15 protein-coding genes are annotated in these 14,715 nt (G+C 68.4%); 7 read left to right on the forward strand and 8 right to left on the reverse strand.

From position 1 onward, the window contains the following. Nucleotides 1-19 precede the first annotated feature (19 nt). The 6 genes from P9A17_RS02870 (at nt 20) to P9A17_RS02895 (ending at nt 5,519) form a co-directional block, all read left to right on the forward strand. Nucleotides 20-745: a cytochrome c biogenesis CcdA family protein gene (locus P9A17_RS02870; RefSeq protein WP_278038580.1), complete on the forward strand. Its 726-nt coding sequence runs from the start codon at nt 20-22 to the stop codon at nt 743-745. After that, nucleotides 745-2,346 (forward strand): cytochrome c biogenesis protein ResB, encoded by a 1,602-nt coding sequence (locus P9A17_RS02875; protein WP_278037103.1) that lies wholly within the window; start codon nt 745-747, stop codon nt 2,344-2,346. The genes P9A17_RS02870 and P9A17_RS02875 overlap by 1 nt, the downstream gene beginning before the upstream one ends. Next, nucleotides 2,343-3,329 (forward strand): c-type cytochrome biogenesis protein CcsB, encoded by a 987-nt coding sequence (ccsB, locus tag P9A17_RS02880; protein ID WP_278037104.1) that lies wholly within the window; start codon nt 2,343-2,345, stop codon nt 3,327-3,329. The genes P9A17_RS02875 and ccsB overlap by 4 nt, the downstream gene beginning before the upstream one ends. Before the next feature lie 66 nt (nt 3,330-3,395). After that, nucleotides 3,396-4,469: a MinD/ParA family protein gene (locus P9A17_RS02885; protein WP_278038581.1), complete on the forward strand. Its 1,074-nt coding sequence runs from the start codon at nt 3,396-3,398 to the stop codon at nt 4,467-4,469. Between the two features lie 244 nt (nt 4,470-4,713). Next, on the forward strand, nt 4,714-5,046 hold the full coding sequence (locus tag P9A17_RS02890) for a DUF4229 domain-containing protein (RefSeq protein WP_278037105.1): 333 nt from the start codon (nt 4,714-4,716) through the stop codon (nt 5,044-5,046). A 131-nt stretch (nt 5,047-5,177) separates the two neighbouring features. After that, a complete protein-coding gene (locus P9A17_RS02895) occupies nt 5,178-5,519 on the forward strand; it encodes a nuclear transport factor 2 family protein (RefSeq protein WP_278037106.1) in 342 nt (113 codons plus the stop codon). A 3-nt stretch (nt 5,520-5,522) separates the two neighbouring features. Here P9A17_RS02895 and P9A17_RS02900 read toward each other — a convergent pair whose 3' ends face one another. The 7 genes from P9A17_RS02900 to P9A17_RS02930 all read right to left on the reverse strand — a co-directional run bounded on the left by P9A17_RS02900 (nt 5,523) and on the right by P9A17_RS02930 (nt 11,347). Further along, entirely contained in the window at nt 5,523-6,227 is a 705-nt protein-coding gene (locus P9A17_RS02900) for a hypothetical protein (RefSeq protein WP_278037107.1), read from the reverse strand. After that, a complete protein-coding gene (locus tag P9A17_RS02905; protein WP_278037108.1) occupies nt 6,224-7,135 on the reverse strand; it encodes a VWA domain-containing protein in 912 nt (303 codons plus the stop codon). The genes P9A17_RS02900 and P9A17_RS02905 overlap by 4 nt, the downstream gene beginning before the upstream one ends. Next, entirely contained in the window at nt 7,132-8,091 is a 960-nt protein-coding gene (locus tag P9A17_RS02910; protein ID WP_278037109.1) for a hypothetical protein, read from the reverse strand. The genes P9A17_RS02905 and P9A17_RS02910 overlap by 4 nt, the downstream gene beginning before the upstream one ends. Continuing rightward, complete coding sequence (locus tag P9A17_RS02915; protein WP_278037110.1) at nt 8,082-8,555, reverse strand: hypothetical protein; 474 nt, start codon at nt 8,553-8,555, stop codon at nt 8,082-8,084. The genes P9A17_RS02910 and P9A17_RS02915 overlap by 10 nt, the downstream gene beginning before the upstream one ends. Further along, on the reverse strand, nt 8,545-9,405 hold the full coding sequence (locus P9A17_RS02920; RefSeq protein ID WP_278037111.1) for a DUF58 domain-containing protein: 861 nt from the start codon (nt 9,403-9,405) through the stop codon (nt 8,545-8,547). The genes P9A17_RS02915 and P9A17_RS02920 overlap by 11 nt, the downstream gene beginning before the upstream one ends. Beyond that, nucleotides 9,405-10,406, reverse strand: a complete 1,002-nt coding sequence (locus P9A17_RS02925; RefSeq protein WP_278037112.1) for an AAA family ATPase — start codon at nt 10,404-10,406, stop codon at nt 9,405-9,407. Before P9A17_RS02925 ends, P9A17_RS02920 begins: the two co-directional genes overlap by 1 nt. A 65-nt stretch (nt 10,407-10,471) precedes the next feature. After that, nucleotides 10,472-11,347 carry a 1,4-dihydroxy-2-naphthoate polyprenyltransferase gene (locus P9A17_RS02930; RefSeq protein WP_278037113.1) on the reverse strand — a complete coding sequence of 292 codons (876 nt, stop codon included), beginning with the start codon at nt 11,345-11,347 and terminating at the stop codon, nt 10,472-10,474. A 42-nt stretch (nt 11,348-11,389) separates the two neighbouring features. Here P9A17_RS02930 and P9A17_RS02935 point away from each other — a divergent pair, with 42 nt between their 5' ends. Continuing rightward, a complete protein-coding gene (locus P9A17_RS02935) occupies nt 11,390-11,593 on the forward strand; it encodes a hypothetical protein (protein ID WP_278037114.1) in 204 nt (67 codons plus the stop codon). A gap of 16 nt (nt 11,594-11,609) precedes the next feature. Here the strand turns inward: P9A17_RS02935 and P9A17_RS02940 are convergent, their stop codons facing one another. Beyond that, complete coding sequence (locus P9A17_RS02940; RefSeq protein ID WP_278037115.1) at nt 11,610-14,660, reverse strand: arabinosyltransferase domain-containing protein; 3,051 nt, start codon at nt 14,658-14,660, stop codon at nt 11,610-11,612. Nucleotides 14,661-14,715 lie beyond the last annotated feature (55 nt).

A 14,715-nucleotide genomic window follows, 5' to 3' on the forward strand; every position in this document is an offset into this window, starting at 1 on the left:
CGGCCCATTGCTGTTGGCGATGGGGTTGGCGGCGCTGGCCGGTCTGGTGTCGTTCGCGTCGCCGTGCGTCGTGCCTCTGGTGCCCGGCTATCTCTCGTATCTCGCCGCCGTCGTCGGGGTCGACGAGCGCCGCGGGGCCGCTGTGGCCCTTAAGGGCGCCCGGTTGCGGGTCGCGGGTGCGGCGGCACTGTTCGTGGCCGGCTTCACTGTGGTTTTCCTGCTCGGTACCGTCGCGGTGCTCGGCATGACGACCGCACTGATCACCAATCAGCTTCTGCTGCAACGCATCGGCGGCGTCGTCACGATTCTGATGGGCCTGGTGTTCATCGGACTGGTCCCCGTGCTCCAGCGTGACACCCGGTTCACCCCGCGCCAGATGTCCACGCTCGGCGGCGCCCCGCTGCTGGGTGCGGTGTTCGCGCTGGGGTGGACGCCGTGTCTCGGGCCGACCCTGACGGGCGTCATCGCGGTGGCATCGGCGACCGAGGGCAGCAACGTCACCCGCGGGGTGGTGCTCGTCATCGCCTACTGTCTCGGTCTCGGGATTCCGTTCGTGCTGTTGGCTTTCGGATCTGCGCGCGCCGTCGCGGGACTGGGCTGGCTGCGTCGCAATACACGCACCATCCAGGTCATCGGCGGAATCCTGATGATCCTCGTCGGTGTCGCTCTGGTGACCGGGCTGTGGAACGAGTTCGTCTCCTGGGTCCGCGATGCGTTCGTCAGCGACGTCAGGCTGCCCATCTGATGAAGCTCATCGCGCTCTTCCGCAACACCTGGCGCACCCTGACGTCGATGGGCACCGCGCTGGTGCTGCTGTTCCTGCTCGCACTCGCCGCGATACCGGGTGCCCTGCTGCCCCAACGCAGCCTCAACGAGACCAAGGTCGCCGAATACCTGGCCGAGCACCCGACCCTCGGTCCCTGGCTGGACCGCGTCCAGGCCTTCGACGTGTTCTCCAGCTTCTGGTTCACCTCGATCTATGTGCTGCTGTTCGTCTCGCTGGTCGGATGCCTCACGCCGCGGCTGTTCGAACATTTCCGCAGCCTGCGCGCGACACCTGTTGCCGCGCCGCGCAATCTGAGCCGGCTGCCCAAACGCCACGCCGCCGAGGTGCCCGCCGGCGATGTCGACACGATGGCGGCGGCCGTCGAGGGCGGCCTGCGTGGGTGGCGACGCACCACGCGCAAGGACGGTGAGACGACCGAGATTTCGGCCGAGAAGGGCTATCTGCGCGAGTTCGGCAACATCGTCTTCCACTTCTCGCTGCTCGGTCTGCTCGTCGCGATCGCCGCGGGGAAGCTGTTCAGCTACGAAGGCAACGTCATCGTCATCGCCGACGGCGGCCCGGGTTTCTGCACGGCCTCCCCGGCGGCCTTCGACTCGTTCCGCGCGGGCAACACCGTCGACGGAACCTCGCTGTATCCGATGTGCATCAAGGTCAACGACTTCACGGCCACCTATCTGGAGAACGGGCAGGCGGTCGGTTTCCAGGCCAATATCGATTACCAGGCCGGCGAGGACCTGAGAGCAGGCACCTGGCAGCCGTACCTGCTCAAGGTCAACGAGCCGCTGCGCGTCGGCGGCGACCGCGTCTACCTCCAGGGCCACGGCTACGCCCCCACGTTCACCGTGACCTTCCCCGACGGCCAGGTCCGCACCCAGACGCTGCAGTGGCGCCCCGAGGACCAGATCACGTTCCTGTCATCGGGCGCCCTACGCTTCGACCCGCCCGGCGGCACGTACTCCGATGAAGCGGAGCGGCGCAAGAACCAGATCGCGATCCAGGGTCTGTTCGCGCCGACCGCCCAACTCGACGGCACGCTGTTGTCGTCGCGTTTCCCGGAGATGCAGGACCCGGCCGTCGCCGTCGACATCTACAAGGGGGACACCGGTCTGGACACCGGCCGCCCTCAGTCGGTGTTCTCCCTCGACGAACGCATGATCGGCCAGGGTCGCCTGACGAAGATGGCCCGCGTCAACCTCAAGGCAGGAGAGGACACCCGGCTCGAGGACGGCACCGTCGTCCGGTTCGACGGCGCCGTCCCGTTCGTCAATCTGCAGGTCTCCCACGACCCCGCCCAGATCTGGGTGCTCGTGTTCGCGATGACGATGATGGGCGGGCTGCTGGTGTCGCTGATCGTGCGTCGCCGCCGCGTCTGGGTGCGACTGTCGCCCGGGCCTGCGGGTACGGTGAACGTCGAGCTCGGCGGCCTGGCCCGCACCGACAACTCGGGGTGGGGTGACGAGTTCGAGCGGCTGACGGCGCGGCTTCTCACCGGGATCGAGCAGGCGGCGATCGAGCAGGCGGCGCCGGCGAAGTCAGAGAAGAAAGCGGAACTTTCATGAGCACGACCATCGACATCGGGCTGGCCCGCTACTCGGACTGGGCGTTCACGTCGTCCGTGCTGGTTCTGGTGGCTGCGCTGCTGCTGTTCGCCGTCGAGTTGGCCAACAGCCGCAGCCGCAAGGTCGAGCAGCGCGAGCTCGTCAATGCCGGTGCCGGGGCGGGACGGGTCGCCGGTGACAGCGCCGCGCCCGGCGTCGTCGCCGAGACCCCGCGGCGCACGTTCGACGAGCGCATCGGGTCCACGGGCATGGCGCTCACCTACGTCGGCATCGCGCTGCTGCTCGCGTGCATCGTCCTGCGCGGCCTCTCCACGAGCCGGGTGCCGTGGGGCAACATGTACGAGTTCATCAACCTGACGAGCTTCTGTGGTCTGGTGGCCGCCGCCTGGGTGCTGCGCAAACCCCAGTACCGGTCACTGTGGGTGTTCGTCCTCGTGCCCGTCCTGATCCTGCTGACGGTGTCGGGCAAGTGGCTGTACTCGCATGCCGCACCGGTGATGCCCGCGCTGCAGTCGTACTGGCTGCCGATCCACGTCTCGGTCGTCAGCCTCGGCTCGGGTGTGTTCCTGGTGGCCGGCGTGGCCAGCATCCTGTTCCTGGTCAAGATGTCCCGGCTGGGCGAGGCCGGCCGAAGCGATGCGATCGGCCGCATCGTGGCGAAGCTGCCCGACGCCCAGACGCTCGACAGAATTGCCTATCGCACAACGATCTTCGCGTTCCCCGTCTTCGGGTTCGGCGTCATCTTCGGTGCCATCTGGGCGGAGGAGGCGTGGGGGCGCTACTGGGGCTGGGACCCCAAGGAGACGGTGTCGTTCATCGCGTGGGTGATCTACGCGGCGTATCTGCACGCACGCTCAACCGCGGGGTGGCGCGACAAGAAGGCGGCGTGGATCAACGTCGCTGGGTTCATCGCGATGGTCTTCAACCTGTTCTTCATCAACCTGGTGACCGTGGGCCTGCACTCGTACGCAGGCGTCGGCTAGAAATGGCGGCGACTGTTGACTGAGGTGCCGGGCAGTTTTCGGGCCCAGCTTCGGTTCTCCGATCCGATGGCGCCGGTGCCCGCCGAATGGACGGCACCGACCCCGCCCGAGGGCGTCGCACCCGTCGTGACGGTCACGCCGCCACCGGGCACCGAGATCGCCCCCTACCTCGACCTGTCGGCCGTCGCCCTGCTGCGCACGACGCCGAGCGGCCCGTCGACCGGTTGGCGCAAATGGCTCTACTGGGGCTCGGGCAAGCTGATCAACCTCGGGGAGAGCCCGCAGGTGATCCGGCACAACAGCCTTGTTGCCCAGGTGCAGCGGCCGCTGCGCAGTTGCTACCGGATCGCGATGCTGTCCCAGAAGGGCGGGGTGGGCAAGACGACGATCACCGCCACATTGGGGTCGACGTTCGCCGCCACCCGTGGTGATCGGGTCATCGCCGTCGACGCCAACCCCGACCGCGGGACGCTGAGCCAGAAGGTGCCGCTGGAGACGGCGGCCACGGTGCGGCACCTGCTGCGCGACGCCGAGGGGATCTCCGCGTACAGCGACGTCCGCCAGTACACGTCGCAGGGCCCGAGCCGCCTGGAGGTGCTCGCGTCGGAGACCGATCCGGCCGTCTCGGAAGCGTTCTCCGCCGACGATTACGCACGCGCGGTCGAGGTGCTGGAACGCTTCTACAGTGTGGTTCTCACCGACTGCGGAACCGGCATGCTGCATTCGGCGATGTCGGCGGTGATCGACAAGGCCGACGTGCTCGTCGTGATCAGCTCGGGTTCGGTGGACGGGGCGCGCAGTGCGTCGGCGACGCTGGACTGGCTCGAAGCGCACGGCCACCAGGATCTGGTGCGCAACTCCATCGCCGTCATCAACGGGGTGCGCCCCGGGGCGGGCAAGCGTTCCGGGAAGAGCGCGCGAAAGGGTTCTGCGAAGGTCGATCTCGTGAAAGTGACCGACCATTTCGCGAGGCGCTGCCGCGCGGTGTGCCAGGTGCCGTACGACCCGCACCTTGAGGAAGGCGCGGAGATCAGCCTGGAGCAACTGCGCGCCGATACGCGAGAGTCCTTGCTGGAGTTGGCCGCTGCGGTGGCCGATGGCTTTCCAGGGGCACGCCGTCAGTCCGACCCGGTCGGTTAGCGGTCGGGCCTTCAGTCAGGCACGTCTCGGTCAGGATCTCGGCTGATCGTCGCGCGGGTTGATTCGTCGCAAGAAATCTGGATCGTCGTCAGGCCCGATCGTCCGTCTGCGCGGCCGCGCCGCGTTCATTCGGACCACCCGCCAGCCGACGTAGGCCAATCCAGCCAAGACGAGAATCAGGAGCAAATACGCCACTCAAAACCTCCTTCCTGTCAATATACGCGTCGTCGGTAGGCTCAGATCCGTGTCTGACGACCCCCGGCCCGGATCCCGCCCATACCTCGATGTGCTGGCGTACACGGTGGCGCGGATCCTGCTCGTGGTCGTGGTGACGGCCGCGATTCTCGGCATCGGGCATCTGGTCGGAATCCGGGAGTTCCCGGTCGTGGTGGCATTGCTGTTCGCCATCGTCATCGCGTTGCCGCTGGGGATCTGGGTGTTCAGTCCGCTGCGACGGCGCGCAACGGCGAGTCTCGCGGCGATCGACGCGCGCCGGCGCCGCGATCGCGAGCAGCTTCAGTCCCGGCTGCGGGGAAACTCTGACGGCGAGACGCGGAGTCCCGACGCGGACGCGTGACACTGGCGCAGCGATGGTAAACGGCGTAGCTGTAGCAATTTCTGGGTAATCCCGTTGCCATGACTAAACCGCAGGTCATGACCCGTCCTAGAGGCATGGCGAGCCCCACCCGCATCAATAGCCCCAGACGTATGATCGGCCACCGGCTCTACCAACGGTGGCTGAACGAATTGTGGGCCGGCTATCGAATCGCCGGGGAGCTGGTGACACCCGATTTCGTCGGGCACTGGCCAACATATGACGTCCGTGGGCCGGCTGAACTCCAGTCCGCCGTGGACCGCACCCGCATGATGTTGAAGGAGCTGGTGTTCATCGTCGACGTCGGACCGATCAGCGACGGCGACATGATGGCCGCCCGCTGGATCGCGACCGGCGCAGGCAAGAACGGGCCCGCGCGGTTCACCGGCAGCGACCTCCTGCGGATCGAGGGCGGCAAGATCGCCGAGTACTGGACGACGTCGGCGCGCGCTTAGGGATCATCCCGCGGCGTCGCGCAGGATCTGACGGAGCGCGTCCAACGGATCACCGCCGATGTCGATGCGACGTTCGTCGGGCGTTGACGCGTCCGGGACGGAAACCGGCGGAGGTACAGAGACATTCGGTGCGCTCGGGGGCGGAGGGGGCGGTGGTGCGAGGGGTACCACCGCCCCTAATCCGGCGATCTTGGCGCGGACACGCGCCTCGGCATCATTGCGCACGGCCCGGCGCTGCGGGTCGGGGTCGGAATTGCCTGCGAAACAGTCCGGCGGTGCTTCGGTGATCGTCGCGAGAGCGCTCTCGTACCTCTGGCGTGCCTCGTCGATCCGCGCCTCCCACGCATCGATATCACCCTGGCGCTCTCTGACCAGTTGCAGATTGACGCGAATCGGACATTGCTGCGCCGCTTGGGTGTTGGCCAATGCCGCCGAGAACTGTGTGTCCGCATCGTCGAGTCGACCCTCGAGGACCGCGAGCCCACCCGCCGCGGACTGCGCAGTGGCGGGCTCGACCACATTGAAGATTTCCAGCAACGACACATCGTCGCGCAGAGCGCTGACATCGCCTGCGGCGTAGTGTTCCTGCGCTGAATCGCCCACCACGCCAACAGAGATGAGTTTCACGGCCAGCGTTGTCACGACGATCGCCGGGACCGCCGACAACGCCAGGAGCCGTCGGCGCAACCGGATGCGGGCGCGCGTCATGGCAGCAGCTCTTTTCGGGTAGCCCGGGCGCGGCGCAGATCCCTTGTGGTCAGGTAGATCTCACCGAGCAGTAGTACCGCCGCCAGTAGTGCGAAGATCCAGTAGAGCTCGGTGCGGTTCGACGCCGACACAGTGACGGGAGCCGATGAACCGTTCTGAGGTGCATCGGCCTGCGGTAGGGCCTGGCCCGCCCCGCGCGCGACGTAGGGCAGCTCGAGTTGGTCGGCGATGCCGCGTAGCGTGTTTTCCCCGGCGCCGGCCCCGTAATCGAGGACGGCCCCGCCGTCGACATCCGGTGTGTCGAAAACGCCCTGCGGCACCGTCGACTCCGGAGCGCCCGACCCCAGGTAGTAGACGAGGTTCGGGGCCTGCGGGAATTGCTGAGCGGCCGAGATCAGCTGGTAACGCAAGGTGTTGGCGGCCGCTCCGGCGTTGACGAGTGTGCCGTCCACACCCGGATACGGGTTGAGTGATTCGACGACGGGCTGCAGGCTCCACGCATCGGCGGACAGCGGCCAGTCGATCGCGGGCCGCGCCGCGAACGCGATGACGGCGAACCGTGACCCGGGGTGGGCATCGATCAACGTCTCGATGTCATCGCGGATTCCCGACATCCGGGGTGCACCACCGAAATCGGTGATCGCCGAGTCGGCGGATCGATCGACCACGAAGTAGACGTTCGCGCCCCCCTGCGACGCCGTTGCCGGCGCGGATTCGGCCGAAGGTCCGGTCATGGGGCGTGCCGCGGCAAGGAGCACGAGCACCGTCGCCGCCGTGGTGACGCTCCACCGCCACACGGCGCTTCGGCCTGCTGTGGTGGCCAGGCGCAACGCGAGCAGACGCAGGATGATCAACGCCGCCGCGGCGACGGCCAGCACGAGCGGGGGCAGCACCGGGTCGAACATCATCGGCGGACCGCCAGCAGCGAAACCCCGAGTAGCGCAGCACAAGCCAAGGCGGCGATCAGGACAGTCGCCGGATCATCCTCTCTGGCATCGGCGCTGACGCTGTCCGCTGCGGGGGGTGCGCCGCGGATCGCGTCGAGTTGGCTGTCGGCCTGAGCGGGGTCGAATCGAAAGAATTGGCCGCCGGTCGAGGCGGTCGTCGCGCTGAGGTCCTGGGTGTCGCGACCAGCGGTCGCGATCGCGTTGATCTGCACGCCGGCGCGCTGCGCCATCTCGGTGGTCTGGGCGTCGGTGTACAGCGACGGCGTGGTGTCGCCGGGGGGACGTAATGCGCCGGGGCCGAGGTAGATCAGGGACCGGCGGGTGTCGCCGGTGGTCTGGAAATCGGGAAAGCCGGTCAGGCACAGCGCCAGCGCATCGGCGACAGTCGGGGAGTAGTCGGTGTAGTCCACGGCAGCGGTGAAGTCGGGTGCCGTCGGCGCGTCCCTGGCGAAGTCGGCGAGCCGCCCCGCCGCGAACTGATGATCCCGTGTCAACGGGATCAGCCGCCGGTTCAGCGAGGTCAACCCGATCCGCTCGGTTCCATAGGTGGTCGCCTGACGCGCGAAGTAACCCAGGAAATCGGCCGTCGCATCCTCGTCGACCGGGGTTCCAACGCACAGCATGATGTCCTCGCGCGGAGCGGAACCCTCTGCGTCCGTTGATATTTCGAAGGGCCGGGCGCCTGCCAGTATCGTCACCGCGCACAGCAGGATCAGCAGGGTGAGTGCGATCACCCCGGCGCGGGTCTGCCTGCGGACCACGGCCCGGTATTCGGGCAGTCGCGTCAGCCGCGAAGTGTTGGCCAGCGGCAGCTGGTCGGCCTGGCTGCCCTTGATCGGTATGAGCACCGCGAGCGCCACCACCAGGACGATGGCGCCAAGTCCGGCGGCGACCACCGGCCACCACGTCAGCTCCACGAGCGGATCAGTGCTTCCGTCTCGTCGCCGAGCGCGCCCACATCGGCCGTCGAACCCCTGTCGAACTGTGCGCTGCCCAGCGCTTCGAGCATCGGTGCCGCAGGGGCCAGTTCGCTTGCCGCGATGGCACTCAACTGCATGTACTGAGCGCGCGTTCCGGTGGCCTGATGCAGAAAGCTCCGCAGCGTGCAGCTCAGCTCGGCGCTGGCGCGTTCGGCGGACAGGTCCCCGGCGCGGTGGCGGTCGGTGACCGATCTGACCGTCTTCGCGTACCGGTGTCTGAGCAGCCGGCCGTGCACGTCATCGACGCCGGGGATGCGGCGCAGTCGTTCCGACGGCATCGTCATGACGAGAACCAGGGCGCACCAACCGATGACGGCCACGAGCAGTGCCAGCCCAAGCCACAACCACACCATCGAGTAGCCCGGCGGGCCGCTGACGAACTCCAGAAGATCATCCGGCACGCGACCACACCCTCGTCATATCTGTCACGGCACGCCGGATCTCCCCGGAACCCGATATCGCGACGTGCGGCACGGCATGTGATGCCATGATCCGGGTCGTCTCCTCGGCCCGTCGCTCCTCGGACCGCCGGTAGGCGGCCACCACGCCGGGGTCGACCGCGGCGGGGCCGAGCACCGGCCTGCCCGTCGCGACGTCGTACCCGCCGCCTGATACACCCGCGGCAGGCATGTCGGCCACCATGGTCCACAGCACATCGTGCCGCCCGGTCAGACGTGCCAGCGCGTCGTCGAGGCGGCTGTCCGGTTCGGGCTCGTCGGAGACCACGACGATGAGCATCGAGTGCCGGTAATGTGTTGCCACATAGGTCAACTGGGCCACGACATCGCTGGGTCCGTGTCGGCCGGCGTGAGTGTGATAGTTGGACAGCATGCTCTCGATGTGATTCTCGCCGCGGCTCTGGCGGACCCGCAGGCTACCGCGGGCGTCGCCGTAGACCATGCCGATCTCATCGGAGCGGCCCAATGTGATCAGGCCGATGGCGCCGAGAACATGCTGCGCCACTTCGCATTTACGCTCTCGACTGGGGCTGAGCCCCACCATGTTGCGCCCGGCATCGGCGACCAGCAGGATCTTGTGGTGCTTCTCCGAGACGAAGCGTTTGATCAGCACGCTGGCCGACCTGGCAGAGGCCTTCCAATCGATGTCGCGCACGTCATCGCCGGGAACATACGGCCTGAGCTCGTCGAATTCCAGAGTGCGCGTGTGCAACAGCGCGTGGCGCCCACCCTCGAGCATGCCCCGGGTGTCGGTGCCGAAGTACGCCCTGGCTCGGTTGAGATGCTTGCCCACTAGGGCACCCGGACCGCCTGCAGCACGGCGTCGACCACCCTGGCAGGCGTGACGCCGGCGCTGGCCGCCTCGAAGCCGAGGATCAGCCTGTGGGCCAGCACGCGGTGCGCGAGATCGGCGATGTCACCGGGGATGACATGGTCGCGACCGTGAAGCACGGCGAGGGCACGCGCCGATGTGCACAGCGCGATCGTGGCGCGGGGGCTGGCACCGTATTCGATCAGCCTTGCCAACTGGCTGGGCAGGTGGTTGGCCGGATCGCGCGTCACGCCGACCAGGCGGCTGGCGTAGAGCATCAGGTCCCGGCTCATGTAGGTCTCGCGCGTGACCGTCTGCAGACGGCGGATGTCGTCGAGGGTGGCGACCGGCTGGCTGTGGTGCTCCTTGTCGAAGAGCCCGGCGTCCAGGCGTGACATCACCTCGACCTCCTGCTCGGGAGACGGGTAGCGGACGATTTCCTTCAGCAGGAAGCGGTCGGTCTGCGCTTCGGACAGCGCGTAGGTGCCTTCCTGGTCGACGGGGTTCTGGGTGGCGATGACGAGGAACGGCTCGGGGATGGCGTACTCGGTGCCCGCGATCGTGGTCTGGCGTTCCTCCATCGCTTCGAGCATCGCGCTCTGTGTCTTCGCGCTCGAACGGTTGATCTCGTCGAGCAGCACGACGTTGGCGTGCACCGGGCCGAGTTGCGTGACGAACGACGTGGTCGCCGCGTCATAGATCTGGGTGCCGATGATGTCGCTGGGCAACAGGTCGGGAGTGCACTGGATACGCCGGAACTGCCCGTCGATCGACTCGGCGATCACGCGCGCGGCGAGCGTCTTCGCGAGTCCCGGCACGCTTTCCAGCAGGATGTGCCCGCCGGTCAGCAGGCCGATGAGCAGCGTCTCCCGGAGGTGTTCCTGGCCGACGACCTTCGCGGAGAACGCCTCGGTCAACGCCGCGACGACGCGTTGGGCCGCGCGGGTGTCCTCGGATTGGCGGGGCGTCGGGGCGGCAGTCATCACGCAGCAAGTACCACGCGGCTGGCGCGGGCAAACCGACGCTCAGCGTCGCTGGGCGCACCGGATCAGAGCTGTGGCACCGCCAACGCGACACTGACCGCGATTGCCCACACCAGCATCGTCAGCCCGGTGTCCTTCAGGACGGGAATCAACTCGCGACCACCCGACCCGGCGCGCACCGGCTTGGCGGCGCGCAGGGCCAGCGGCAGCGCGACGAAGCCGACCGCGCACCACGGCGTCGCCAGCATGAGCAGCAGCGTCAGCGCGAACGCCACCACCAGCAGCACCTGGAACAGCACCCTCGTCTTCGCGTCGCCGAGCCGGACGGCCAGCGTGATCTTGCCGGACTCCTTGTCGGTCGGGATGTCGCGCAGGTTGTTGGCGACCAGCACGGCCGACGACAGGCAGCCGGTCGCGACGGCGAGCGTCACCCCCACCCAGTCGATGCGCCCGGCCTGGGTGAACTGCGTGCCCAGCACGGCGACGAGGCCGAAGAACACGAACACCGCCACCTCGCCGAAGCCCAGGTAGCCGTACGGCTTCGACCCGCCGGTGTAGAGCCATGCTCCGGCGATACATGCCGCGCCGACCGCGATCAGCCATGGCGCGGAGAACCACGCCAGCACGAGGCCCGCGACCGCGCCGACGGCAAGGCTGATCACCGCGGCGGTCAGCACCGCCTTGGGCGCCGCGAGCTTGGAGCCGACCAGCCGAAGTGGTCCGGAGCGCACGTCGTCGGTGCCGCGGATGCCGTCGGAGTAGTCGTTGGCGTAATTGACCCCGATGATCATCCCGACCGCGACGAGCAACGCCAGCAGCGCTTTCCACCACGACGCGGCGCCGAGCCAAGCCGCGGCGCCGGTGCCTGCGATGACGGGCGCGACGGCATTGGGCAGCGTGCGGGGACGCGCTCCCTCGACCCACTGGGCGAAACTGGCCACGACGGCAAGTCTTGCAGGTCGATGCCGTGGCAGACTGAGCGCATGGATGACCGGCTCAGCAAGGCCGAGATCGGCAAGGACGCGGTGCAGGAGATCGTCGGCGCCGGGGCGTCGACGGTCGGCGAGATCACCTCGATCATCACGACCGCGGTCAAGGACGTCGCGAATGCGATCGGCGGCTTCGCCACCGACGTGTTCGAGATCCGCGACGGTGCAAAGCGCGCTGCGGGCGACCCCGACGACTGACCGCCGCACCTGACCGTCAGCGCTCGGGCTCCTGGTCGCGAGTAGCCCCCAATCCCCACACTCGAGTGCGAGTTGTGCTGCGCGAGTAGTTATCCCGTGCGGCGGTGTCGCTGTACACCGTGATCGATCCCCAGTCGATCTCGGGATGGCCGGACAGTCGGCTCGGGATCTCACTCAGTTGATCGAATATCTCGAGCCCTGCGAACGTGCCGCCGACCGACACCTTCCGGTCTTCGGTGAGCCACGGGCGCGGGGATTCGATGACGGTGCGCGGGGTCTGCGCGACGCCCCCGGAAATCGCGGCGATGTCACGAACGCAGGGGAACAGGAACGCCTGCGGCCAGCTCACGAGTACCGGGGCGTGGTCGGCGAGAAACGCGTTGAGCGGGACTATCGCGCGTAGGCGCGGGCCTGTGAAGGCCAGCCAGCCCAGGTCGTCGATGCGGTTGTCCACTGCGCGGATGCGCACCCGATCCGCCCCCTGCGGTATGTCGACGGCGTCGACGCCCACTGTCCGCCATAGTGGATGGGTGGGGTCCTCGTCGGACGCCGGCCGGTCGACCGGTGCGACGGAGCCGAGCAGCGCCACGTCGGTACCGTCGGCGCGGCCGAAGTCCAGGCTCAGTGAGTTGGCGCCCGATGTGCGCCCCGAAACGGACAGCGCCACACCCTCGTCGGACCTCAACGACGGCAGGTCGAACCACAGTGTGGTGATCTCACCGACGGCCTCGGGGCCGTCGTCCCGACTGCCCCACACGTAGGACGAGGTGCCCACGCCCGGGGGATCCGGTGGCGGTGCGCCGGGAAAGTAGCCGCGCATCGCGGTGAAGCCGGACGGGGCGGTGATACCGGACGAGCGCCCACGGGGTTCGGCCGCCCGCAGTACCGCCCCGTCGGGCAACACCTCGATGGCGTCGGCCAGGCCGCACACCCGGGTCGAGGCGATCCTCTGCAGGTTGGTCATGGCCAGCGATCCCTGCGGCTGCCGCAGTGGCGCCGTCGCGAACGTCGCGACGAGCACAGTCAGCGACGTTCCGAACGTCACCAGAGTGACGACGACCGGCGCGAGGGCGGGTACCTGTGTCCACCGTGCTGGACCGACGACGAGCGCCGCGGCAAGCCCACCCGCCGCCAGCACGCCGACCCACAGCAGCGGGTTGTCCAGCGAGACGCCGGCGGGCCGTATCGGGTCGAGCGCCCACGGCAGGTCATAGACCGCAGGCAGCCACCACGCATTCGGACCGGTGAAGGCGAGTGCGGCCGCGGCGGCCAGGAGCAGCGAACCTGCTGCGCCGAGCGCTCCGACACGGAGCCCCGCCGTGACTGAACGACGAGCGACGAGGACGACGGAGGCGGTCAGGAACGAGGCGAACACGCCCGCCAGGGCCCCGAGGTGATAGGACCACTTCGACGGACCCAATGCCAGCAGTGCCAGCGCGACCACGACGACCAGGGCGAGGCGAGTCGCCGCGCCGCCGCCCCGCCATCGGACGCCGAGCGTCGCGGCGATCGGCAGCATTGCGATGGTGAAGAGGACAGGCACCCGCTTGGCGAAGCTTCCCTGCTGCTCGGCATCGAGAAGATGTGCGTACCTCTCGGGCTCGGCGTACCACGGCAGCGTGGGGCCGAAGTGGGCATGCCAGTCGGTGGCGGTCAGCAGGGCGTCCCAGGTCTGGTCGGTGAAGATCACCGAAAGCCCAACGGCGCCAACGCAGCACACCAATGCCATGGTCGCCGCGGGATGCCTGCCGCTGTGAGGTGTGCTGCGCACTGCCGCGACCAGGCGTGGAGCGAACACCAGGATCGGCGCCGCGACGAGGAGCCCGTTCGGGCTGACCGGAATGGTCAGGCCGACGATCAACGCCAGCCAACCCACCCCGGCGGGCCTGCGTGCCCGCCACGCGAGAGCCAGCGCCGCGGTCACACCCAGTGCCACGTAGGACTCGGGCCGGGTGCCGAGGTTGAACGGCAGCCACGCGACCAGCAGGCACAGGGCTGCCACCGCGCGGACGCGAACCGTGGCCGAGTGGATGGGTAGCGCCACCCCGAGGACCCCGCGGCTGACGACGAACCACGTCGCCACCGCCAGCACGGTGCTCGGCGCCCGGAGCCAGATCGGGGCGATGCTGATCTCGGTCAGCGGCGCGAGGATCTGCTGGCTGAATGCGAACGGCACCTCCGCCGCGTCCCACCACCGGTAGTAGTTGCCGGGGCTCCCTGTCGCGACGAAATTGCGAGCGATCGTGGTGGCCCATCCGTCGTCGACGGCGAGCGGGCCGATCACTGCCCACACACCGACGATCGCGACCACGGCCACATCGACCCACCACGCCGCCCGCCAGCGCCATTGCACTCGCTTCCGTCGCACGGGCGGACCGCGGTCGCGGTGCAGCAGCGCGAGCGCGCCCGCGACGGCGATGAGCTGGACGGCGACGAGACCGTACTTGGCGCTCGTCGGTGTGGTGGCGAACGGTCCGGTGACGGCGATCGTCACCGTCAGTCCTGCGGCCTGCGCTGGGTCGAGGCCGGTGCGGAACCCGAACACCTTCGGGATGGGTTCGGACGCGAGCACAAAGGCGCGCCCGTCAGCGCCGAGGACGGACATCCCGCCCGATGTGGACTCGACGACGACCTCGCAGTCCCGCGGGGAGGTCGGGGTCACGAGCTCCACGTCCCGATCGTTCACCCGCACCACAGCGCCGCCCGGTGAAGCCGTCACGATCAGTCCGTCGCCGGTGGTGCCGGTCGCCAGCACTGTGACGGGTTCCGGTTGGGCGGCCGCGGACCGCAATGCCGTGCAGGGAATCGACGCGGTGAAGTGCTTCGGCCGGTACGGCGCGATGAGGACTGAACTCGACTCGGTGGGCTCGCCCGGGGCGGGCCACGTCAGCGTCGTCGTCTCGGCGAAAACGGGCGCAAAGGGCAGCGCGAGGGCGGCCGTCACACCGGCCAGGCCGACGAGGAGGGCGATCAGGTTCTGGTGCTTGGACGTGTGGGGCCGCATGGGGTTCGCTCGCCAGCGTGCCGACAACGGAGCCCGGCTGGTTGCGGCATCGCGGGACGTCACGGCATCGTCATGATCGCGGCGGGGCAGCTATGCACCACAATGGTGTGATGCGTAT

It is taken from the genome of Mycobacterium sp. 236(2023) (assembly GCF_029623955.1).
GTDB lineage: Bacteria > Actinomycetota > Actinomycetes > Mycobacteriales > Mycobacteriaceae > Mycobacterium.